Raw genomic sequence first — 23,388 nt, forward strand, 5'->3', positions numbered from 1 at the left:
CGTCCGCTCAAACGAAACTTATGCCCTTTGGGTATAAAGCTGAGTTGAGCGGCTCGTCCGCTCAAACGAAACTTATGCCCTTTGGGTATAAGAGCCGGATGAAACTTCATTTTACGGTCCGCCGTAAAATGAAGAGGATCGAAAATAACTTTCTATCTTTACTGCCGAAGCATCGGCACAATCAAAAATCCCCCCATCCGGGTTCGGATTTTAAGACGGCTCAGAACGTAAAATGAGTACGTTGCCTATTGATTTATTTGTGGTAAGTTTTATATTCAATTAAAAAGAGAATATGTTTTGTCTTCATAAATAATCAATTAGGAAGGTGGATTATGAATCAAAGTTCGACAGATCAAACCGATATTGAAAAATTACGTTCATTAAAGCGGCTGACAGCAGGTGTATATCTTTGTCAAGTGCTGGCTTTTGCATTGGCAGGGCTGCCGCTGCTAATAGGTGCCGCGATCAACTTTATCAGAGTTGACGACGTCAAGGGAACTTTTCTGGAATCCCATTTCGACTGGCAAATCAAAACCGTATGGATAGCTCTGGCGGGTCTTGCAGCGTCTGGATTGACGTTTGGGTTTGGCGTCGGCATTTTTATACTGATCGCCACGTTAATGCTGATGGTCTACAGGATTGTCATCGGCTGGAATGCGTTGAATTCCGACAAGCCGGTTAGCGAATAATCGGCGCCCGATGCCTATCCAGGATTGTATCCAAAGGGCATAAGTAGGGTTTAAGCAGACAAGCCGCTCAACTCAGCTTTATACCCAAAGTGCATAAGTTTCGTTTGAGCGGACGAGCCGCTCAACTCAGCTTTATCACGCCACCGCCTCAACATCAACCGGAGCGAAATAGCCGCTCTTTAAAACCTGATCCTCTAACCCGATCTTAATCATTTCCTAATGTTTTCTTCGGGTTATTTTAATCTTTGCTTTTATATACTTAGCGTTTGTCACTTTACTCGCGCTTAATTATATGATTGGCCAAGAAACCTTTAGCATTGATCTGTTCAGAATTAAAAAGTCAGTCCTGTCGCTCAGTTTGGCGCTGGGGTTAATGTTGCTTAGCGGCTGCCAAACTTTATCATCGCTGTTCCCTGAAGATAAAACGGTAGCTTTCGAGCTTCCCGAGCCAAAACCGGAAGCCATCGTGACTCACGAATTCGAACTGTCCGATGGCGAAAACATGGTCGGCAGCCTTGCCGCACTCGAAACCCGCGACAATGACGCCCTACCGGATATCGCAAGGCATTTCGGTCTTGGCTATAACGACATCAGCATAGCCAATTTCTCCGTCCCGCCCTGGACGCCGGAGCCCGGCAGCCGCGTTCTGTTACCGCTGCAATTTATACTTCCCGATTCGCCTCATAAAGGTATCGCTTTAAATCTGGCAAATATGCGATTGTTTTTTTATCCCAAAAAACAACCGGGTAAGGTTTATACCTATCCGGTCGGCATTGGCCGTCAAGGTTGGAGCACGCCGATGGGACAAACCAGCATTGTCGCGAAAGACGCTAACCCAAGCTGGACTGTTCCCGAGTCGATTCATCGCGAACACGCCGAGAAAGGCGATTCGTTGCCGAAGGTAGTCGGCTCGGGGCCTGATAACCCGCTGGGACTTTATGCGATGCGTTTGGGCTTTTCCGGTTATTTAATCCACGGCACCAACAAACCTTACGGTATCGGCATGCAGATCAGCCATGGCTGTGTACAACTGTACCCCGAGGATATTGAAGTGCTGTTCAAAAAAGCGACCGTAGGCACGCCGGTACGCATCATTCATCAGCCTTATTTGACCGCATGGCACCAGAACATGTTATATCTTGAAGCGCACGAGCCTTTATCAAAATGGGCCAAGGACAAGCCTAATTTAAAAAAGCAGGTCATAAAGCAGCTACATGAAGTCAGCGCGAAAAAAGGCGTGACTGTCGATTGGGACAAAGTCGAACGCATACTCCAACGCTCCGACGGCATTCCCACGCCAATACTGGTCAAAAGCCCGGATGTCGCGGAACTGTCCGCAAATGCTGTGCAATTGGCACATCCGGAACAGTTCTACGGCCAGCCTGTCATTAGCGAACTAAAAGATAGCGACTGGTCCATATTGGTAGCGAGTTTTAATGACGAAGCCAAGGCACAACAACTAGCCGCCATGCTGAACCATCAAGGACCGGTCATACCTGCCCATAAAGTCTTAAAGAACGACGGCTATCAAGTTATCGCAGGCCCTTTTAAGAGCAAAACGGAAATGAACACAGCAATAAAACGCATCAAAATGGATTTTGAAATTAATAGTGAGCCGTTAATTCCCCGATTATCTTCAATAAATTAATCGGATTAATTTTCTGCCCGACAGTAGGCCTACCGTCTGTCGGGACACTATCGCGGTAAGGCCGCCGTTAAAAAGCTTTTTACTATCACATAGGCATAGCCTATCAATTCATAACAACTCGGTATTATACAATGGCTTCATGCACTTATAAGATGCAGGCTCTGTTAACAACACCATACGAGAAAGCTATGAAAACTGCAAAATTAATCGTCATGTATCCTCAACCGGCCGACCTTGAGACGTTTGAGCAACGTTATGCTGACGAACACGTTCCGATGGCTGTAGAAAAGCTGGCAGGAAAGACCCGCTTTGTTGCATCGTTAATAACGGATAGCGTAGGCAATGGTCCCTCACCTTTTCATCGCATAGCGGAAGTTTATTTTCCTTCCATGCAAGCATTGAACGATTGTTTGAATTCAGCAGGAGGACAGGAAACAGCGGGGCACGCGGTTGAAATTTCAACAGGAGGCGCCCCTGTATTTTTAATTGCGGAAGTTGAAAGTTTTGATTTCTAAGTATTAAATCCGTCGAATCTTTCGGTAAGCCTAGGTTTTAGCCCGGTAGATGAACATTGGATAACTCCCGACATGAACATGAATGTCAAAGCTTTCCGTATTTATCTACCGTGCCGGCTTGGCGTTATTCCTTGGCTCCTGCTTCGACAAGGATTTTTTCTATTTCCTTATGCCCTCTTGTTCGAGCATATTGAAGCGAGTTCGACGTCGGTTTTGCGCCTTTAGCCAGCAGTAGCTTTACCATCTCAAGCTGTCCTCGGCCTGACGCCAAGCCAAGAGCGGCCCCGCCTCCGGCGTTCAAATCCATTCCTGCATCAAGAAAAAGCCCGACAGCAGTCATGTCGCCCTCACCGGCGGATTTTGCAAATTGCTGTTCCGTGTACTCGATGCCCATCTGCTTCAAATCTTTTCTTGCTTCGACTGGATCGGCGGCAACAGAAATACCGGCCTGCAAAGCGGCGAAAAATGCGAATGCGATAGTAAATACAGCACGGCTGTATCCGAAAGGTATTTTGGCGATCATCGTTGTTACTCCTTCGATTTAAGTTAAAAATAATAGCCGGAAAGGGGACGCGCATCTTTCCAGAATCTGCGGAAAGCACATGTTACGCCCCCTATTAAGCTCGAATACTGTCTTATTTCTCACTTCCGGCCATCATAATATAAGAAACGACCATCCCAGATCACGATGTCGCGTCCCCCTGTATGCTTGGAATCGGTGCTCACCTTCCATTGCTTGTTTTCAACGGTGTCGATAAGCACTACCGGATAATCGGAGTCTCCGCGTACCCAATTGCCTGACTTTCCGCCGTATGAGTTCCAAATATAAGTTCCGTCGGGGCGAATGATCAGGTCGCCGACCGCAATACCCGTGCTAACGTGCAGCCAATCCGTGTATGTCCCAGGGGAAGTCCATACCGCCCCAGGTATACTGGTGCGCCAGACGCCATAAAGGGCTGAGGGATCGGCGTTGGCGACTTTTACTAAATTTGCGACAGTATTAACAAGCACTGGAGACGGACCGAAAACGCCGCCAAGTACGTACACACTTTTATCCTGGTTATTAACACCGGCATAAGTATTGGTTTTTTGATAGTACCGGTAAAGCCAGGGATTGGATATTTGGGTTGTTTCGTTAGATGAAAAGTATTGCGGATAATCGTGTTCCGCCCAATTGAAAATAGTTTCCGCATCATCGCTGAGGCTTGTAGTAAGCGTAACACAAACATGGTTTTGCAATGTTTGCGGTAAAGGGCAAACAGGATCGGCATTAAAAATGGCAATTGAACCGTCGCTGCAACTTGATGTTCCTACCAATACTGCCGGGGATGTACAGCTGTAATAGCCGCCGGCCCAAGCCGAACCGGATCCCCAGAAAAAAGTACTGATGACAAATGTGGCGACAGCCCAAAAAGTACTGTTCTTATTTTGTAAAATCATTTCTTTCTCCTTAATTAAAGGGCCAACAAGAAGATTAAGGTATCTCCATAAACCATAGTGTACGCAGCCTTAGCGGCTAATAATCAACCGGCAAGCGCGCCGCCAATTCGTCCCATTGAACACAATATCCTCATGCACAACGGTATCGCGATCAATTCGTGTCAAATAATCGCCGTAACAACAGTATTGCACATCTTTAAGGCTAAAATTATGTCATCTTCTCCTTATATTTTGCCGACCGGTATCAATGGAAAAAAGCATAGCACAGCGTATAGACTCGGAGTAATGTTTTGGCTGGAAGACTATTGAGTTCGGCATTAAAGAGATCAGGGTGTGTAACCGCACAGACCAATCCTGGCTACAGGTATAAATTAAAATACAGACGAGAAAATGCCGAATTAATTATTCAATCATCGACCGGCTCTCCGGCTAAAGTTTGAATAATCCGCTTTTTATTTTAAAACTTGTCTGAATTGCTGACTGATATATTCCATAACCACTCAAGTTGAGTTAACAGGAGCAAAGCCATGACTACCGCAACAACAATTAACACCAATACAATTAAGCCTGGCATGCCGGTTGTGTGTTCTCAGGACGGCCAGTTTGCCACTGTCGATCACATGGAAGGAATGGACACCATCAAGTTGAACAAAGATAAGACCGGACAGCACCATTATATTCCGGCCAGCTGGGTAACCTCGACTGAAGGAGGCAAAGTTAAAGTGGATCGTCCGGGCGATCAAGCGATGAAAGACTGGTCGACAACGCCGCCGATGTAGTTTTATCCCAAGCACTGGCAAAAGCATTGTTAGCCGAGCGAAGTTAAAGCCCCGATAGCGGCCTCGGCTTTCTCTCAGCGAGCGCTAATCTTTGTTCAGATAACACAAGGAATCGAGATGAAAGGCTTTGTACAAAACATTGAGGATATTGCGATCAAAAACGAGGAGTTTCGCCGGGTACTCTATACGGCGGAACACTGCCAGCTTGTAGTGATGTCGCTAAGGCCGAAGGAAGAGATTGGCGCGGAAGTCCATCAGCTCGACCAGTTTTTTCGTGTAGAGGAAGGGAGCGGCGAAGTCGTTTTGAATGGTGTTCGCTCTGCTGTCAGTGACGGTTTTGCGATCATCGTTCCGGCCGGAATGAATCATAACGTCATTAATACCGGCAGCGTTCCACTAAAGCTTTATACGCTGTATGCGCCGCCGAATCATCGGGATGGCGTCGTTCATCATAGTCGAGACGATGCGGAAGCCGATAACGAGAATTTTGACGGCAAAACGACGGAGTCAATACGGCATTGAGCCGGCATTATCAGTTTTTATACCCAATGAACATAAGTTTCGTTTGAGCGAACAAGCCGCTCAACTCAGCTTTATACCCAAAGGGCATAAGTTTCGCTTGAGCGGACGAGCCGCTCAACTCAGCTTTATTAATGGCCGACTTCCATCACAACGGCATCTATGCCGTTTTCCCTTAGCCGGCTTCGAATGGTGCTAACGCTGGCCATCTGAGTATAGGGGCCCATTTTGACGCGGTTCCAGACGACGTTGCCCACTTTGGCTTTTTCAACCTTCGATTCAATGCCCATTAAAGCCAATTTGGCTCTTAAGCTATCGGCATCTTTAAAATCCCTGAATGAGCCGGCCTGCAAAATATAACTGGCGGCTTTTGCCTGCCCTACACGCTCTTCTCTGGCCCGGGTGTTAATTTCGTAATCCGGTACGATGACTTCTTTTTCCGGCAGGATGGTATAAAAATCGAATTGCGGTAATACCGGACCCGGTTCGGGTTCCGGTTTTTTTTCTTCGACCGGAGCTTCAACTTTTGCCGCTTCCGGAGCTACCGGTGCAACCTGCTGAGTAGCCGCAACCTGTTTCGATCCGTCACTACCCAAATAAACCAAAAAGACTACAAACAAAATAATCAATGCCGTAATCAGCATCCACCGCCACACACCAAAGTTCTTTTTATAACCTGAGTTGTGCCTGTACGATGCGGCGGTATGCTTATTTTGCGTTCTATGTTTGTAGTCTCTAGCCATCTTACATTGCTTCAGGTGTGTTGATATTCAGCAACCCCAAACCGTTCGCCAATACCTGTTTCACTGCGCAAATCAGATTTAACCTGGCATTGCGAATTTTGGCATCATCAACAAGAAATTGATGAGCATTGTAGTAAGTATGAAATTCGTTCGCCAACTCGCGCAAGTATTGAATCAGCTGATGCGGCTCGTACTGTAACGCAGCACGCTCCAGCACTTCAGGGTAGCGCGTCAAAGTCACCAGAAGATTGGTTTCGTGCTCTTCGGTTAATAGCGTCAGGCTTTCCATGCCCAGCGTTAAATCCCGTCCCCAGTTTTTTTCATCCAATTGCCGCAACACACTGCATACTCGGGCGTAGGCGTATTGAACATAAAAAACCGGATTTTCGTTGGATTTTGAAGTCGCCAATTTCAGGTCGAAGTCCATGTGCTGTTCCGATCTGCGCATTACATAGAAAAAACGCGCCGCATCCTTGCCGACTTCATTGCGCAATTGCCGTAAGGTCACAAACTCGCCGGAGCGGGTCGACATTTGCACTTTTTCTTCGCCGCGATACAGCGAGGCAAACTGCACCAATAGCACTTTTAATTTGGACTCATCGGCGCCCAAGGCTTGAATAGCCGCTCTGACGCGAGGAATATAGCCGTGATGATCGGCGCCCCAGATATTAATGATCCGGTCGAAACCGCGGTCCAGCTTGTTCATGTGGTAAGCAATATCGGACGCAAAATAAGTGGTTTGGCCATTATCGCGAACAACTACCCGGTCTTTTTCGTCGCCTAACTTGGCGCAGGCAAACCAAGTCGCACCATCTTTTTCATAGAGGTAACCGCCGGCACGTAAGCGCTCCAGCGCTTCCTGAACTGAGCCATCATCCATCAGCCGGCGCTCTGAAAACCATTCCTGATAGTCAACGCCGAACTCATTCAAATCAATCTTGATGTCTTCCAGAATGTTATCCAAACCTATTTGGAAAAAGTCCTGGTACAACGGCGCACCCAGCAAAGTCTTGGCGCGAACTATCAACGCATCGATATGTTCTTCCTTATCGCCGCCCGCAGGTTCATCGAGAGGAATATCTTCAAATACCAGTTCTACCGGCCTACGGTATTCGTTGCCGGCGTTTTTATGAATGTTCCAGGCAATTTCACGAACATACTCGCCCCGGTAAGCATTGCTGGGAAAATGCACGACTTCACCGCACTCTTCCAAATATCTCAGCCAGATACTGGTAGCTAGAATATCCATCTGCCGGCCCGCATCGTTGACGTAATATTCGCGATGTACGTCGAAACCGGCAGCCTGCAACAAGTCGGCAACGGCTGAGCCGTAAGCGGCTCCACGTCCATGCCCCACATGCAACGGCCCGGTGGGATTAGCTGAAACAAACTCAACCTGGACTTTTTGTCCGGCACCGACGTTACTCAAACCAAACTTGCGGCCGTCATCATGAATTTGTTTGATAACCTGATATTGGGCAATCGGATCGATAAAGAAATTGATAAAACCGGGCCCCGCCAATTCAACTTTAATAATTGCGATGTCTTGAGGCAACGCGGCAATCAGCTTTTCAGCCAGTTGGCGCGGGTTTGTACTTACCTGTTTCGCCAATGTTAATGCCAGATTCGACGCAAAATCGCCATGCTGTGGATCGCGGGTCCGGTCAATAGTAATGTTTGGGATGATGTCCTGGGCGAGAATGCCGTCTGATTTAAGAGTTTCAACGGCTTGCAGGATAAGTTCCTCTATCTTTTTTTTCATTGCTTCATTGCGTGGGTTAGATCAAGTAAATAGGCGTACATTATCCATTAAAATCATTCGATTATCCATCCAATCGACATCGGCACCAAATTGCCGGATATTATCCAGCGGTTAATACGGGGTTTACCGGTTTAGTTTTTTCTTGTTTTTTGAGGCGATGCATCAAGTAATTCATGAGATTACTGATGTTTTGTATGCTGAAATAAACTTCAGGCGGTGCAAGATAAGTTTGGCGAGATGCCGGAGCTTAAAGACTGTTATTTACAACGTTTAAGCTCCGCCGTGAAAAACGATTTATTTTTTGGTGAAATACATGTAAGTACCGTATTTATTGTCTTTAAGCACCATAGACTTCTCGGTTTTTTCCACTAACGAATACACGTCGTATTTACCCGCCCTGCCCAGGATGCTGACTTTTAACGTACCGTCTTCAACGACATAGTCTACTGCCGGCGCATCATAAGGATTGCCTCTAACTTGAGGAATGTCTTTTTGGGTTAGCTGGCTGTTATCAATAACCCAAGTCATGCCCATCGGTTTGGTTTCAGTATCTTCCGGCGATTTTTTTGTATATTCCAAAAACCAACTGCCGATGACATCTTTATTTGAAGTAAGCGGGGCGGCAAATACAGCCGAGCTCAAGCCAAACGACAAGGATAATGCAAGTAATAGCTTTATTTTTTTCATTATTTTTCCTGGGTTAAAAACTGAACATAAACTACGGTTTCACTCTAGCAATGCTATTGTACAAGAAACAGAGAGCCGGACAGCATTTAACTTTCTCTTTATAGGGTTTATTTGGCAATACGTTTGCATAAGCTTATTCAATTAAAACGGCAAGACAATATCGGGCTTGATCTTTTTCATCAACTGCCTGAACTGCTCTTGAATATTGTGCAACGCTGCTTCCGTATCAGCTTCAAAACGAATAACCAGGGACGGGGTTGTGTTTGATGCTCGTACTAACCCCCAACCATTCGGAAAATCGACGCGCATACCGTCTATATCGGTGATCCTGCCGCTGGAAAAATTGGCTGCCGCTAACAGGCTTTTCATGAAAGTGAAATTTTCCCCTTCTTCCAGTGCGACATTCAATTCCGGCGTGTTAATGCTGTCAGGAAAGTCCGCAAATACTTCGGCGCTGCTGCGCGAATCTCTGGACAATATTTCGATCAATCGCGAAGCCGCGTATAAGGCATCGTCAAAGCCGAACCAGCGATCATTGAAGAAAATATGCCCGCTCATTTCACCGGCCAATTTGGCTCCGGTTTCTTTAAGCTTGGCTTTTATCAATGAATGCCCGGTTTTCCATAAAGTCGGCCTGCCGCCGTGTTTAATAATCTGGTCGGACAAGTGGCGCGAACATTTCACATCATAAATAACTTCAGCCCCGGGTTTGCTTGCGAGCACATCTTTGGCGAACAGCATCATTTGCCGGTCAGGCCAAATGATTTTGCCGTTTGAATCGACAACGCCCAAACGGTCGCCATCGCCGTCAAAAGCGATGCCAATATCGGCCTTATAATGTTTGACGGTTGCAATCAACTCGCTGAGATTTTTAGGATTGCTGGGATCGGGATGGTGATTGGGAAAAGTACCGTCGATGTCGCAGAATAGCTCCTTCACATCGCAGCCCAACGTTTTCAGCAGCATCGGGCCCAGTTTACCGGCAACGCCGTTGCCGCAGTCCAGCACGACACTCATCGGTCTGGCGATACGGATATCCTCGGAAATAATACCCATATATTCATTGCTGAACGTGCCGTTCTGTTCGACGCTGCCGGGTTTACCGGTAGTAAAAGCTTGATTATCAATACAGGTTTTCAGTTGCTGGATTTTTTCGTCGGCCAAGGTTTCACCGTTGACAACCATTTTCAGGCCGTTATAGTCGGCAGGATTATGACTGCCGGTAACCATCACCCCGGAGCGTCCTTCCGTATGCCTCGCGACGAAATAAAGCACCGGCGTAGGCGTCATGCCTATGTCCAACACGTTGACTCCTGTAGTAATAATGCCTTGAATCAAGGCTTCCGCCAGCGCGGGACTGGAAGTCCGCCCATCTTGGCCAACGACAATTGTTTTACAGCCATGCTCCTTGGTTATAGTACCCAGCGCACGGCCAATGTCATAAACCACGTCTTTAGTCAGCGTCTTGCCGACTATGCCGCGAATATCGTAGGCCTTAAAAATAATGCCTGTATCAACAGTCTTTTTTGCGGCAATGGGCATGTCAAAGAAATCCGGTACGGTTTTCTCGACTATTGCCGGATTACTTGTTGCCGCAACCGGCTGGCTAGAACTCGTCTTGTCGGTTTGAAATTTAGACGTTTGGCCTGCCGGCTTAGAAAGCTTAACAGAAGGAAATGCGAGCTCAGTCGGATCGTCAAGATCATCAAAAAAATCGCGGCGTCCAAAATCGGCGACATTATTACTGGCTGCGTCATCGGTTTCCTGATTATCCAAAACCCGCTTAAATTGTGCCAGCGTTGAGACGACGACATGTATTTCGGATAACTTAACAGGATAGCCGATTTGCAGTTTGTTAGTCATCATGTCCTTACAAGCTTTCAGCACCGTGCTCAGATCCTCCGTCAACCATGCTGACAGTTTTCGATAACCGATAAAGAAAGCCAGCAGCGCCAACAACGCAGAAAGCGCAACGATGCCGGCAATAACCGTCCATGCTGTGGAATTTACCGTGTTGGCATATTGATAATAGAGTTCCCAGCCGGTGCCCGCTACCTTCATCGGTGCATTGTCGTTTGGCTCCGCAGCGACAGGCTCACCCGTGGCGCCTAATACCAGCGCGCCTTGCTTTAATTCAAGATGTCCGCTTTTCAGCTCCACTCCCTGCACGGTTTTGCCGATAAAATCATAGCTTAAACTGGCCAGGATAACGCCGACAGCTTGATTGTCCTGCATAATCCTGCGAGCAATCGCCAAATGCCTGTCAGGCCCGGTATCGCCTTGTATTGCCGGCAGTTGGTTTTTGCTAAATGCCTCCCGTACCATGTCCAGGTCGGCATAGCCCATTTTGGGCACGCTTTTGTCGTCAAGTTCGCTAACGCCAGGCAATAACAGCCTGACCTTTAATGCACCGGGCAAATGCTTTTCAAGTTTTGCCGATACCGCTGTTAATTGAGCCGCATCGGCGCTGGTAACTGCGGCTATTACCTCGGGGTCCTGAGCCATTCTTTCCAGTGAGCCGGTTAATAAATTGATCTGTGCGCTTATGCCCGATGCGACACTTTTCGCAACGGCTACCGTTGAGTCCTGTTGTGATTGCGTGATTTGTGCCGCACTGATCCAGTAAACCCCTATCCCGGCGGATAGAACCATTAAAACGGCAAAGGCAGACAATAAAGAGAAGAGTCGTATCATGTTTTATGCCCTCAAAGAAAAACAGCTTAATGCCGGCCGGTATGACCAAAGCCGCCGCAACCGCGCAAACTCTGATCGAATTCGGGAACTTGTTCGAATTCGACCTGCACGACCGGCACAAAAACCATTTGTGCAATACGCTCGCCGATATTGATAGTAAAAGCGGTGTTGCCACGATTCCAGCAGGAAACAAAGACCTGTCCCTGATAGTCCGAGTCGATCAACCCGACCAAATTGCCCAGCACGATGCCGTGCTTATGCCCCAAGCCGGACCTTGGCAACAATACCGCGGCTAATTGGTGATCGTTGATGTAGATAGCCAACCCGGTTGGAATTAATACAGTCTCTCCCGGCTGTAGCTCAACCGGCTCATCCAGGCAGGCGCGCAAGTCCAACCCCGCCGCCCCCGATGTTGCATACTCAGGCAGCGGAATGTCTTTGCCTAAACGACCGTCCAGAATTTTAAGCTGTATTTTTGTTGCCCCTTTCATATTCCCTTCTCTCTGCGATTAAACTGATTAGTTGTTCGGCTAATTGATTTTTGTCAGTCATAGCCAAGTTTTTTTGGCCGTTCTTCCAGAAAACCTGCAATGCATTTTGCTCGCTGTCGAAACCGCCCAGATCGCGGCCTACCCAATTTGCGGCAATCATATCCAGATTCTTACGCGTCAGTTTGTCTTTAGCGTATTGTTCAAGGTCGTGTGTTTCCGCGGCAAATCCGACCGTGAACGGGCGGTTAACAAGCTGCGCGACTTCGGCCAGAATATCCCTGGTTTTTTGCAGCGTTAAGGTTAACGTGGTTTGATCGTCCTGCTTTTTTATCTTCCCTTGTTCTGTGATCATCGGGCTGTAATCCGCGACAGCCGCAGCACCTATGTAAATGTCATGTGCCGGAGCTTTGCCGATAATCGCGGCGTGCATTTGCGCCGCAGTCTCGACGCTGATTAAGTCGGCATTAACAGGAGGCGAAAGCATAACCGGTCCGCTGACCAGCGTAACTTTGGCGCCTGCTTTTAACGCGGCATTGGCAAGCGCATAGCCCATTTTTCCGGAACTGCGATTAGTGATGTAGCGTACCGGGTCCAAAGGTTCGCGAGTCGGGCCCGCGCTGATTAAAACCTTAAGTCCGCTTAAACACCGTGTTGGCGTTTCATCCATTAAACGATTGCAAATCGCCAGCGGTTCGGACATCCTGCCGAAACCGGTTTCGCCGCAAGCTTGATCGCCCTGTTCAGGGCCGATAATAATAACGCCGTGGCTTTTGAGTTTTTGAATATTTTCCTGCGTGACGGTTTTATGCCACATGGCCTGATTCATTGCCGGAGCAACATATACAGGGCAGGTTGCCGCCAAGTACAGCGTAGATAATAAGTCGTCAGCCAAACCGTGGCTGCATTTTGCAAGGGTATTGGCTGTTGCCGGAGCAATGACCAATACATCGGCCCAGCGCACCAGATTGATATGGCCCATCGAATTTTCTTCGTCCGCATCAAGCAGTTCGCTATGCACCGGATTGCCGGAAAGCGCCTGGAAAGTCAGCGGACTAACAAACTGCATGGCCGAACGCGTCATTACCACGCGTACTTTAGCGCCTTGTTTTCGCAGCAGTCTGACCAATTCGGCTGATTTGTATGCGGCAATGCCGCCGCTGACGGCCAATAAAATATGCTTGTTAATAATAATGCCCGATTAGTTGAACAAATAGCGACATTATGGCAAGTATGCGGAAATTCTTCTATGCTTAAGTTTCAACTATATGGAGAGCCTATGTCCATTAAAGACTGGTCGGCAGAAGACCGGCCCCGAGAAAAATTGTTGCGCCGCGGATCATCCGCTTTAACCGATGCCGAACTACTGGCTATTTTTCTACGTACCGGTTCGCCGGGCAAATCCGCAGTTGATTTGGCTCGTGAGCTGTTGAATGATTTCGGCTCGCTGAATGCCTTGTTAGGCGCCGACCAGAAACGCTTTTGCGAGGGTAAAGGCTTGGGCGAAGCCACTTATGTCCAGCTCCAGGCAGTATTGGAAATGGCTCGGCGGCATTTCAAGGAAGCTTTACAACGCGGCGATGCGCTAACCAGCCCCGAAATTACCCGCTCATACCTTAGCGCGCAACTGCGCGGCTACAGCTATGAAGTATTTGCCTGCTTATTTCTCGATAACCAGCATCGGGTTATACAGTTGGATGAATTATTTAGGGGCACCATAGACGGTGCGAGCGTTTATCCCAGAGAAGTGGCCAAACAGGCATTGCGCCACAATGCCGCGGCAGTCATTTTTGCTCATAACCACCCGTCCGGCATTTCCGAACCCAGCCAGGCCGATAAACATATCACCGAGAAACTTAAACAAACCTTAGCCTTATTCGATATACGGGTGCTTGACCATTTTATTATCGGCGAAGGGCAGCCTTACTCTTTTGCCGAACACGGATTGTTATAAGTAACGGTATCTCCGATAAATGAATATCCGGAAGCGAGGATTGATATTCGTCAAGAATCTTATAGTATTATGGAAACGGGAAAATAATTTCCTCTTTCTCCTTTAAAGAAATAGTCAATAATTAGACTCAAGAACATTCAATAAGCACCAGTAAAGTTCAAGCAACTGATCTATATATAAATTAAGAAAATGGTATTGGTTATGCTTTAACTTTAATAAACTAAACGACTTGGGATTAAAAAATACTTGGGGCTCAAATATAAGACATTTAACTTAATAGCCGCTTCGCTTGATAGGTAATTGGACTTATTGATTGAAGAAATTGAATGATCTACTCTGTAACCGTTATATGAGATCCAATCGAAGAATAAAGGCCTAAGCCGACAAATTAGGCAACTGAAGTTTTTTTGCCGCTACGGGAACTTTTTACAGATAAAGTGTTATGAATGATCATTGCTAGGGATTTAATATTTATTGCCTCGAATAATAAAGCCTTCAGCCGATAATTATATTATGAAGAATATTGATCGATATGGCTGACAGATTGAATAAATTCGCTTTATACCCAAAGGGCATAAGTTTCGTTTGAGCAGACAAGCTGCTCAACTCAGCTTTAAGGAGATCGTCATGAAAACTATAGCATGGATATTGAATATCATTGTTCAACTCACATTAATGTTAGTGCTGCTCTTTGACCGTAGAATTTATTTACATTGCGTCGACCTTGACAGCTAAATTGAGAGGAGCGGTTCTTAAAATTTGTAATTGAAGCGGACTGAGCCAATCCTTAGTTTCTTCAAGGATTGGCAATAAGCCTCTTTGTGTAGATACTTATCCTTCAAACTGCAAAATCTGGTTTGTATATACACGTATTAGATTCGAAATATTAATATAAGAATATGAAGAATAAGGGCATGAACAAACGCAAAATAACGGCATGCCATTAAGCCAGCCTTTCTTTAATTTATCGGAGACTATACTAAATGAAAAACGCAAAGATAATGCCCCTGACAATACAGCAATATGCGGAAATCTCCGATGATATTCATGACGAAGTTGAAAGGGTTGAACATGCCGGAATGCTTGCGGCCAAGTGCAGCAAGCATCCTGAATATGGGGACATTATCCTTGTTTCGTCCGCCGAAGGGGGATGTTTAATGATTCATTTTAACCAAGCGCCGAGTATGTAGCCGCAAGACTGTTTCTGAGATTGAAACGTTTCAATTGTTTTAAAACGGGCAAGGTCTACTAAATAGCGGATCTAAAATGCTAACAAGGAAAAATTACTACTAGAATTTCCCGCGTTACGGCCATATAAAACCTTAGTCTTATAAATTTTTAAATGGTTAGCAGGAACCAAGCTTTATAAAATTAATTCGTTCCGGTAACGAGAATAATCTTTGCAGGTGCTTGTTAGTATTTATTGGCGTTAATCTATTGCCTCAACCCGATAACGGTAAATCTCGATATTCTTAGACCAGTAGTCCGGCGGCAATCCGGCTTTTTGCTTCAAATTCCGTAAAAAATGCTCAGGTTCCGGCAATGACTCCCATACTGACGGCAAAAAGGTTCCCTGATAACGCCCTTCTTTTAAAACCAACCCGTCAATTCCGGGTTGCAATTGCAATAGTAAATCCCGTTCGGAACTAAACAATATCGGCTCAGAAGGCGTCAGAATAGATAAATGTATTTTCAGCTGCTCGAATTCATAAGCTTCGAGCGGTAAAAATCGAGGATCTTTAAAAGCCGCGCAAAATGCATTTTCGGCAACATCTTCGATCAGCGGCCTGACCGCTACCAGCCGGCCGATACAGCCGCGTAGTTGATGGTTTATGTTCAACGTAACAAAACTGGCTCCAGGTTTTATCAACTCTCCCTGATAAATACCCAAATCGACTTTTAGCGGCCGGCCGGTTTGCAATCCGTGTTGAATGGAGTTTTTCGCCAACTCCAGCAAGCATTGCCGGTTCGAATTATTCAATGACATAAGCACCATAGCCCACTACGCTGGCTTTATCTCCCGCTGTGTCGCCGGAGTTGCGCAGGTCGATATTTTTCACTGATAACGACTTTTTCCGGGCCAGCTTTAATAAACCGCTGAGAGGAACTTTACCGCAAGCCGATTCAGAGGCCAGCTGCTCATATTGCAGTTGTTCTATCGCGTCAGTCGTTGACTTATCCATCTGCCGGGCAGTGGCATAATCATGATAATGACTGAGATCCGAGCTAACCACAATTAGCGTTTCAGCACCTCCCCACAATGCACTCAATACTTGGCTGACTTGCTCCGGCGAAGCTTCGCCGGCAACAATCGGCACGATTTTAAAATCATCCAGCACTTCCTGCAAAAAAGGCAGATGGACTTCCAAGCTATGTTCATAGGTGTGAGCTCGCTCAATGTATTCGACAAAAGGCAATTGCACTATCGCCTGTATCGCCGCTTGATCAACCAAAACATCTCCCAAAGGCGTAGTAAACGTCTTCGCCCTGCTAACGGCCAAGCCCCTGAAAGCGACACGGTGAGAGGGGCCTATCAACACCACACGCGTTATTTTGTCATGGGCTTTCTTTAGCCGGCTATAAGCGCTTGCGGCGATTGGACCGGAATAAATATAGCCGGCATGAGGTGCGATGATTGCTTTGGGAATTCTTTCATCGCTTGCAGCGTCATTCAAAAACCGATCTACCATCAGATGGAGTTGCTCTGGATTTGCAGGATAAAAAGAACCTGCTACGGCGGGCTGTCTAGTCATTAGCTTGTCCTGTCATTTTATCTATACACGTGCATAGATCAGGGTAGATTGAGGTATTTTTCCAAGTAATATTTGCGAAGAAAATTCCGGCAATGTTCTCGAAGTCTTGCTCGATAAAATAATAACACTTCTTAGCTATTTAACACTGAAAGTGTTCCACAACGCAGCCGATACGGCAACGGAAAATAATAGAGTTAAAGCTATCCGGTATCTATATGTACTATTACCTAGCTATACGAAAATGGTTTATTTTGTTGATAGACCATGCTAAAAAAACAGAGATTCCGTTATTTAAATAAATTTTTCATACGCTATCGACGCATGAGGACAAGGCCTCTTTTTACTGTTTATTCGCAGAAACCGGAGAATACCCATGACTGATTTTGTTACCGAAGATACCGTAAGAACCCGTTATTGGCATGTCTTGACGGATGGCCGGGTGCAATGCGATCTCTGTCCCAGATTTTGTAAATTGCATAAAGACCAGCGCGGCTTGTGCTTTGTCAGGCAAAACCTGAACGACCAGATTGTGATGACCAGTTACGGCCGTTCCAGCGGTTTTGCGATTGATCCTATCGAGAAAAAGCCGCTAAGCCATTTTTTACCCGGCACCTCGGTATTTTCTTTCGGTACCGCCGGATGCAACCTGGCTTGCAACTTTTGCCAAAATTGGGACATCAGCAAGTCGCGGGAAATGGATACCTTGATGAGCAAGGCCTCGCCCGATGCGATTGCTCAAACAGCACGGGATAACGGTTGCCACAGCGTCGCCTATACCTATAACGATCCGGTCGTTTTTCATGAATATGCAATTGATACGGCTCAGGCCTGCCGGAATTTGGGCATAAAGTCGGTTGCGGTATCCGCAGGTTATGTTTGCCCCGAGCCTCGAGTCGAGTTTTATCAATGGATGGATGCGGCTAATATCGATTTGAAAGCTTTCACCGAAAAATTTTATTACAAAATTGCCGGCGGGCATCTGGAGCCTGTATTGGAAACAATCAAATATATCAAACATGAAACCTCGGTTTGGATGGAGCTGACCACCTTGATTATTCCTGACGAGAACGATTCGGAAGCGGAACTGGAGGCGATGACGCAATGGGTTGTAGAAAATCTCGGACCCGACGTACCGATGCACTTTACCGCATTTCATCCGGACTGGCGGATGCGTAACAAACCGCCCACGCCGCCTTCATCCTTATCGCTGGCGCGAAAAATCGCTTTAAAAAATGGCATGCATTATGTCTATGTCGGCAATGTGCATGATAAATCGGAACAAAGCACTTATTGCCACAGTTGCAAAAGACTACTGATAGGCCGCGATTGGCACGAATTGTCAGACTGGAATCTGGATGCGTCGGGAAATTGCCGTTTTTGCGGCGAACGTTGTGCAGGAGTATTCAACCCAGAACATGGAAATTGGGGAGCGAAGCGAAAAGCAGTGCTGATGGGATAATTTGGGCAGGGTAACAGCGTTGGGTTGCAGCAGGATGCAACCCAACTTATCTGAGTCTACTTACAGCGCATCGCCAATATATTTTTTATAAAAAGGCCAAGTTTTGACATGCAGATGTTTTCTGATCGGCGTCTTAATGACCGATACGCATAGCGCGATAGAGAACAAGCACCAAACCGCTGAGTATTCGTTCGGATCGGTCGTGGTAAGATCCGAGATAAACGGGCCAATTAAATAATGGAAAGCCACGAAGCGCCAGGAGCCGTATATCACCGGCAAATAAAACGCGACCAGGATATAAGTCAACGCATGCAAGCCCCAGTTAAAACCGAACAGCCAGTCGATAGGATTCGATAACAGCCCGTTCAGCGGCATTTGCCAAGCGATATGCCAAGAGCCGGAGGTAGAGCAAACGCTCGGTCCGCAAAAACCTTCTATGCCGATATTGCAGGAACCCGCCCAACCGAAAGGATACATTTTCATCAGCATGAACAGAGTGCCGATTGCACAAATGGTATAGACGGTGGTGCGGATTTTCAGCTTAACGCTTTCCGGGATGAAATACATCGCCACCATGTTGACGAAAAACGGCTGGAACGAGACGTGCAGATACCCTAAAAGCGTAAGTATCTGGTTACTCGGATTGTCGCACATGTCGATATAGACATAAGTGACCGCCTGCAATAATTCCATTAAGGCAAAATAAGTTAACGGAATCCAGAGCTCTTTCGATTCCCCTTGTTTAATCGCAACATAAGCTGCGGTACTAAGACCTGCGACGGCTAGAACGCCTGACGCTTCACCACTCCAACACATAGAACTGACCTTTTTTTAATTATTAAATACTGTCTAGCCATGACCTTATCGGCAGAGCCAGCAATAATGTTTTTATAAGCTATGCGGATGTCAGAGCGGTATATAACTATTGATCCTCAATAGACAATATCGACAACTGACACAGCTATATTCTTGTTTTTTATAACCGTATAAGTTGATCTAACAAACGGTTGCAAACTTCTCCATTGTATTACAAATAGCGAGGAATTGAGAAAGGCTAATCCAGTAGTTTCAGGCGGTTAATTAAATGCCTCTATAACCGGAAGTAATCGGATAACGCCGGTCGCGGCCAAACGCCCTGCCGGTAATCCTGATGCACGGCGGGGATTGTCTGCGTTTGTATTCGTTGCGGTCAACCAGGCTGATGGCTCTCGCCACGTCTTCGCGCCTGAATCCGGCGGCGATGATTTCATCGGCGGATTGGTCTTTTTCGATATAACGCTCCAGTATCGGGTCCAGCACATCGTAAGGCGGCAACGAATCCTGATCGACCTGGCCGGGCGCCAATTCGGCGGAGGGCGGACGGATGATAACCCGCTCCGGTATCGCCGAAGACAGTGAATTGCGGTAACGCGCCAGCCGATACACCAGCATTTTAGGCACGTCTTTGATCGGCGCAAAACCGCCGGACATATCGCCGTATAGCGTTGCGTAACCGACGCTCATCTCGCTTTTATTGCCAGTGGTCAATAACAGCTTGCCTTGCTTGTTCGACAGCGCCATTAAAATCACGCCGCGGCAGCGCGCCTGGATATTTTCCTCGGTAGCGTCTTTGACGGTTCCGGCGAAAATATCGGCCAGCATGCCGGTAAACGCGTTAACGGCAGGCTCTATCGGAATAATATGGTAGTGAACGCCCAAGGCTTTTGCTTCCAGTATCGCATCCTCGTTGCTCATATCTTGCGTATAGCGCGACGGCAGCAGTACGGCTTCAACATGCTCGGCACCCAACGCATCAACGGCCAAAGCCAGAACCAACGCCGAATCGATGCCGCCGGACAAACCTAAAATCGCGCCTTGAAAACCGTTTTTTCGCACATAGTCTTTAATGCCCAATACCAATGCCTGATACTCGCTGGAAACTTCATTGTACAAAGGCGCGCAGGTGCTTTTTATCGATTTATTGCCTTCAAACTCGACTACACTGATCTGCTCTTTAAACTCCTCGGCACGAAAGACGATTTCTCCTTGAGCATCAACGACAAAAGACGCACCGTCGAAAATCAATTCATCCTGGCCGCCGATTTGGTTGACGTAAACCAACGGAATTTGCGCGGTTTTAACTTGGCTACAGATAGTCGCTTCGCGCTGATGGATTTTTCCGGAATTAAACGGCGAGGCATTGATGGTCAGCAGCAGCTCCGCTCCCGCTTGTTTGTTATCTTCAATAATGCCGAGCTTCCAGACATCTTCACAAATCGTCAAGCCTATAAACGTGCCGTTGAACTCAAACACGCACGGCTGGGTGCCGGCGATAAAATAACGCTGCTCATCGAATACGCCGTAATTAGGCAAGGCGCGTTTGCGGTAGCAAGCCAGAATCGCGCCCTGATGCAATACCGCCGCACTGTTATAAAGCTTGTCGCCGTCGCGTTCAGGAAAGCCGACGACCATTGCAATGCCGGTAACGCGGTCGGCCAGTTGGTACAGCGCATTGTTGGCGGCATTGATAAAATCGTCTCGCAACAACAGGTCTTCGGCCGGATAGCCGGTCAGCGTCAGCTCGGGAAAAACGATTATGTCCGCGCCCAGCTCATCGCGGGCATGGGCAGCGGCTTGGGCAATGTTGTCGACATTGGCGGCGATGTTACCGACCAGAAAATTGGTTTGGGCTAGGGCTATTTTTAGGGTCATGTAAGGGGTAAAAATTTAAAGATACTATAGAAAAATAAGGGCTGTACCCTATAAATTTTCCAATAAATTGACAAACGGATAATGGTTTTTCCAGCGGTAAGTATGGAAATCTCGTCTATCCGTAGAAATAATGCGTCCATTTCCCAAAAATGTTCCGTTAATAAAATTAGTGAAGCATCCGCTAAGTCCATCGGTAAATCAGCATATTTGTGCATCAGTGCAGCCATTTTTGGGAATTCTGTCTCGCCAATCATGAAAAGCTGAAATAATCCGTCGCCTTGCGCTAATAAAAACTCTGCGGCGATTTCGGTTAAAGGTTTATTTAAGCGTTGCTGTAGTTTCAATAGACGCTCAGAGTGGATATCGTCTAATTCAACTTCGATATGCACGGTGGTTCTCCTACTGTTTTGCTGATTGGGTATTGTTGCTGATTTCAAGTTTAATCACAGCGGCTTAAAAACACCCTTTCATCGCCACGCCAATATCCGTAGGCGAACTGACCACTTCAATTCCTGCTGCTTTAAGCGCGGCAACTTTGCCCTCCGCAGTGCCTTTGCCGCCGGTCACAATCGCGCCGGCATGGCCCATGCGCTTACCGGGAGGCGCGGTTTGCCCTGCTATATAAGCAACGACAGGCTTGGTGACATGCGCTTTGATATATTCCGCCGCATCTTCTTCCTCGCCGCCGCCGATTTCGCCAACCATCACGATGCCTTTGGTTTGCTCGTCGTCTTGGAAACGGCTCAGCACGTCGACGAAGTTCATGCCGTGAATAGGATCGCCGCCGATGCCGACGCAGGTGCTTTGGCCCAGGCCTTGCGCAGTGGTTTGATGCACCGATTCATAGGTCAACGTGCCGGAGCGAGAGACGATGCCGATCGATCCGGGCAAATGAATATGGCCGGGCATGATGCCGATTTTGCATGCGCCGGGAGTGATCACGCCGGGGCAGTTGGGGCCGATTAACAACGCACCGGTGCCTTCCATTGCCGCCTTAACCCGCAACATTTGCAATATCGGTATGCCTTCGGTAATGCAGACGATCAGTTTAATGCCTGCATCGACCGCTTCCAGAATCGCGTCGGCCGCATAAAAAGGCGGCACGTAAATCACACTAGCGGTTGCTCCGGTGTCATTGATGGCGTCCTGCACGGTGTTAAACACCGGCAACCCTAAATGGGTTTCGCCGCCGCGTTCCGGAGTCACGCCGCCGACCAGCTTTGTGCCGTAATCCAGCGCCTGCCGGGAATGGAACGTGCCTTGCTTGCCGGTAAAGCCCTGACAAATTACTTTGGTGTCTTTGTCGATTAAAATGCTCATGCGGCCTCCTTAGCCAGTGCGACGACTTGTTCCGCGGCATGCGCCAAATCATCCGCCGCATAAAGATTCAGTCCGGTGTTAGTTAACAAGGCCCGGCCTTGCTCGGCATTAGTGCCTTCCAGCCGTACCACCACCGGTACGGCGACATGAACCTGTTCGACCGCGGCCAGAATGCCCGCCGCGATAATGTCGCACTGCACGATACCGCCGAAAATATTCACTAACACGGCTTTGACGCTGTGATCGGACAGGATCAGCTTGAACGCCTCGCAAACTTTTTCCACGCTGGTACCGCCGCCGACATCGAGAAAATTGGCCGGTAACCCGCCTTTCAGTTTGACCAAATCCATCGTCGCCATCGCCAGTCCCGCACCGTTGACCATGCAGCCGATATTGCCTTCCAGAGTGATGTAATTCAGCCCGAATTGCTGGGCTTTGTTTTCTTTTTCGTCTTCCTGGTCGGCGTCTTTCATCGCCTTTATATCGGGATGCGCTTCGACGGCGTTATCGTCGAAATTGATCTTGGCATCCAGTGCCATCAATTCTCCGCTGTCGGTCTCTATCAAAGGATTGATTTCAATTTGGCTCGCATCCTTGGCTAAAAACAAGTCGTACAAGCCTTGCATGATTTTTCCTAAAACCTTGATCTGCGATCCTTTGAGCCCCAACGCGTAAGCAACTTTACGGCATTGATAACCCTGAAGACCGGAGGCCGGATGTACCGGCACCGAGATAATTTTTTCCGGCGTTTCGTGGGCAACGGTCTCGATGTCCATGCCGCCGGCTCGCGATGCAATAAAAATAATGCGCTGGCTGGCGCGGTCAACCAGTACGCACAGATATAACTCGCGCTTGATCGGATAAGTTTTTTCTATCAGTACCGAATTAATCGGCAAACCTTCCGCTCCGGTTTGATTGGTTACCAGCCGCGTACCAAACATGCCTTTGGCGAACTCGGCCACTTCGGCAGGGCTTTTCGCCAACTTTACGCCGCCGACTTTGCCCCGGCCGCCGGCATGAACCTGCGCTTTAACCACCCAACCGTCACCGCCCAGTTCATTAGCAACCTGCTCGGCGCTTTCCGGCGTGATCGCCTGCTTGCCGACAGGAACCGGTATAGCGTAATTCAAAAACAACTGTTTAGCCTGATACTCATGAATATTCATTTATTACTCCTTGATTGACTGGATCCGGCAGGTATTTTTTCACACAGATGACAACTAACTGCTACGCTTAAAGGCCTTAAG

At 47.5% G+C, this 23,388-nt stretch carries 23 protein-coding genes; 8 read left to right on the plus strand and 15 right to left on the minus strand.

All coding sequences use genetic code 11. The features are described from left to right. Positions 1–332: 332 nt before the first annotated feature. The 3 genes from EKO24_RS09620 (at position 333) to EKO24_RS09630 (ending at position 2,852) form a co-directional block, all read left to right on the plus strand. Positions 333–689, plus strand: a complete 357-nt coding sequence (locus EKO24_RS09620) for a DUF4870 family protein (protein WP_127029183.1) — start codon at positions 333–335, stop codon at positions 687–689. A gap of 292 nt (positions 690–981) precedes the next feature. Continuing rightward, positions 982–2,337 (plus strand): L,D-transpeptidase family protein, encoded by a 1,356-nt coding sequence (locus tag EKO24_RS09625; RefSeq protein WP_162853353.1) that lies wholly within the window; start codon positions 982–984, stop codon positions 2,335–2,337. Between the two features lie 188 nt (positions 2,338–2,525). Further along, a complete protein-coding gene (locus tag EKO24_RS09630; protein ID WP_127029206.1) occupies positions 2,526–2,852 on the plus strand; it encodes an EthD family reductase in 327 nt (108 codons plus the stop codon). Between the two features lie 124 nt (positions 2,853–2,976). On the opposite strand, the gene EKO24_RS09635 is transcribed toward EKO24_RS09630, so the two are convergent. Both EKO24_RS09635 and EKO24_RS09640 read right to left on the minus strand, forming a co-directional pair. Then, complete coding sequence (locus EKO24_RS09635; protein ID WP_241674453.1) at positions 2,977–3,375, minus strand: ankyrin repeat domain-containing protein; 399 nt, start codon at positions 3,373–3,375, stop codon at positions 2,977–2,979. A gap of 119 nt (positions 3,376–3,494) precedes the next feature. After that, the gene (locus EKO24_RS09640) at positions 3,495–4,292 is read right to left on the minus strand and encodes a hypothetical protein (protein WP_127029181.1); all 798 of its coding nucleotides are present in this window, start codon (positions 4,290–4,292) and stop codon (positions 3,495–3,497) included. Between the two features lie 527 nt (positions 4,293–4,819). Between EKO24_RS09640 and EKO24_RS09645 the strand changes: the two genes are divergently transcribed. Further along, positions 4,820–5,071, plus strand: coding sequence for a DUF2171 domain-containing protein (locus tag EKO24_RS09645; RefSeq protein WP_127029180.1), 252 nt, complete (start codon positions 4,820–4,822; stop codon positions 5,069–5,071). Between the two features lie 117 nt (positions 5,072–5,188). Next, entirely contained in the window at positions 5,189–5,593 is a 405-nt protein-coding gene (locus EKO24_RS09650) for a cupin domain-containing protein (RefSeq protein WP_127029179.1), read from the plus strand. A gap of 128 nt (positions 5,594–5,721) precedes the next feature. Here the strand turns inward: EKO24_RS09650 and EKO24_RS09655 are convergent, their stop codons facing one another. From EKO24_RS09655 to coaBC, 6 genes are all read right to left on the minus strand, one after another. After that, positions 5,722–6,333: an SPOR domain-containing protein gene (locus tag EKO24_RS09655; protein ID WP_127029178.1), complete on the minus strand. Its 612-nt coding sequence runs from the start codon at positions 6,331–6,333 to the stop codon at positions 5,722–5,724. A 1-nt stretch (position 6,334) separates the two neighbouring features. Next, a complete protein-coding gene (gene argS, locus EKO24_RS09660) occupies positions 6,335–8,095 on the minus strand; it encodes an arginine--tRNA ligase (protein ID WP_127029177.1) in 1,761 nt (586 codons plus the stop codon). Positions 8,096–8,389: 294 nt separating this feature from the next. Then, on the minus strand, positions 8,390–8,782 hold the full coding sequence (locus EKO24_RS09665; protein WP_127029176.1) for a hypothetical protein: 393 nt from the start codon (positions 8,780–8,782) through the stop codon (positions 8,390–8,392). A 141-nt stretch (positions 8,783–8,923) separates the two neighbouring features. Beyond that, a complete protein-coding gene (locus tag EKO24_RS09670; RefSeq protein ID WP_127029175.1) occupies positions 8,924–11,476 on the minus strand; it encodes a phosphomannomutase/phosphoglucomutase in 2,553 nt (850 codons plus the stop codon). A gap of 26 nt (positions 11,477–11,502) precedes the next feature. Continuing rightward, complete coding sequence (gene dut / locus EKO24_RS09675) at positions 11,503–11,967, minus strand: dUTP diphosphatase (RefSeq protein ID WP_127029174.1); 465 nt, start codon at positions 11,965–11,967, stop codon at positions 11,503–11,505. Then, positions 11,939–13,159 (minus strand): bifunctional phosphopantothenoylcysteine decarboxylase/phosphopantothenate--cysteine ligase CoaBC, encoded by a 1,221-nt coding sequence (coaBC, locus tag EKO24_RS09680; protein ID WP_162853354.1) that lies wholly within the window; start codon positions 13,157–13,159, stop codon positions 11,939–11,941. The genes dut and coaBC overlap by 29 nt, the downstream gene beginning before the upstream one ends. 84 nt (positions 13,160–13,243) lie before the next feature. Between coaBC and radC the strand changes: the two genes are divergently transcribed. Beyond that, a complete protein-coding gene (radC, locus tag EKO24_RS09685; RefSeq protein WP_127029172.1) occupies positions 13,244–13,918 on the plus strand; it encodes a RadC family protein in 675 nt (224 codons plus the stop codon). Between the two features lie 983 nt (positions 13,919–14,901). Continuing rightward, positions 14,902–15,108, plus strand: coding sequence for a hypothetical protein (locus EKO24_RS09690; RefSeq protein ID WP_127029171.1), 207 nt, complete (start codon positions 14,902–14,904; stop codon positions 15,106–15,108). A 239-nt stretch (positions 15,109–15,347) separates the two neighbouring features. Here the strand turns inward: EKO24_RS09690 and amrA are convergent, their stop codons facing one another. Further along, on the minus strand, positions 15,348–15,905 hold the full coding sequence (gene amrA, locus EKO24_RS09695; RefSeq protein ID WP_127029170.1) for an AmmeMemoRadiSam system protein A: 558 nt from the start codon (positions 15,903–15,905) through the stop codon (positions 15,348–15,350). After that, a complete protein-coding gene (gene amrB / locus EKO24_RS09700; protein WP_127029169.1) occupies positions 15,892–16,671 on the minus strand; it encodes an AmmeMemoRadiSam system protein B in 780 nt (259 codons plus the stop codon). Before amrB ends, amrA begins: the two co-directional genes overlap by 14 nt. A 373-nt stretch (positions 16,672–17,044) precedes the next feature. Between amrB and amrS the strand changes: the two genes are divergently transcribed. After that, the gene (gene amrS, locus EKO24_RS09705; RefSeq protein ID WP_127029168.1) at positions 17,045–18,130 is read left to right on the plus strand and encodes an AmmeMemoRadiSam system radical SAM enzyme; all 1,086 of its coding nucleotides are present in this window, start codon (positions 17,045–17,047) and stop codon (positions 18,128–18,130) included. Positions 18,131–18,190: 60 nt separating this feature from the next. Here the strand turns inward: amrS and EKO24_RS09710 are convergent, their stop codons facing one another. The 5 genes from EKO24_RS09710 to sucC all read right to left on the minus strand — a co-directional run bounded on the left by EKO24_RS09710 (position 18,191) and on the right by sucC (position 23,307). Beyond that, positions 18,191–18,946, minus strand: coding sequence for a DUF5765 domain-containing protein (locus tag EKO24_RS09710; RefSeq protein ID WP_127029167.1), 756 nt, complete (start codon positions 18,944–18,946; stop codon positions 18,191–18,193). A gap of 264 nt (positions 18,947–19,210) precedes the next feature. Beyond that, a complete protein-coding gene (locus tag EKO24_RS09715) occupies positions 19,211–20,821 on the minus strand; it encodes an NAD+ synthase (RefSeq protein ID WP_127029166.1) in 1,611 nt (536 codons plus the stop codon). Continuing rightward, complete coding sequence (locus EKO24_RS22855; protein ID WP_206667251.1) at positions 20,818–21,210, minus strand: PIN domain-containing protein; 393 nt, start codon at positions 21,208–21,210, stop codon at positions 20,818–20,820. The genes EKO24_RS09715 and EKO24_RS22855 overlap by 4 nt, the downstream gene beginning before the upstream one ends. Before the next feature lie 64 nt (positions 21,211–21,274). Next, on the minus strand, positions 21,275–22,141 hold the full coding sequence (gene sucD, locus EKO24_RS09725; protein ID WP_127029165.1) for a succinate--CoA ligase subunit alpha: 867 nt from the start codon (positions 22,139–22,141) through the stop codon (positions 21,275–21,277). Then, positions 22,138–23,307, minus strand: a complete 1,170-nt coding sequence (gene sucC, locus EKO24_RS09730; RefSeq protein WP_127029164.1) for an ADP-forming succinate--CoA ligase subunit beta — start codon at positions 23,305–23,307, stop codon at positions 22,138–22,140. Before sucC ends, sucD begins: the two co-directional genes overlap by 4 nt. Positions 23,308–23,388: the final 81 nt, after the last annotated feature.

It is taken from the genome of Candidatus Methylobacter oryzae (assembly GCF_003994235.2).
Taxonomy (GTDB): Bacteria; Pseudomonadota; Gammaproteobacteria; order Methylococcales; family Methylomonadaceae; genus Methylobacter_A; species Methylobacter_A oryzae.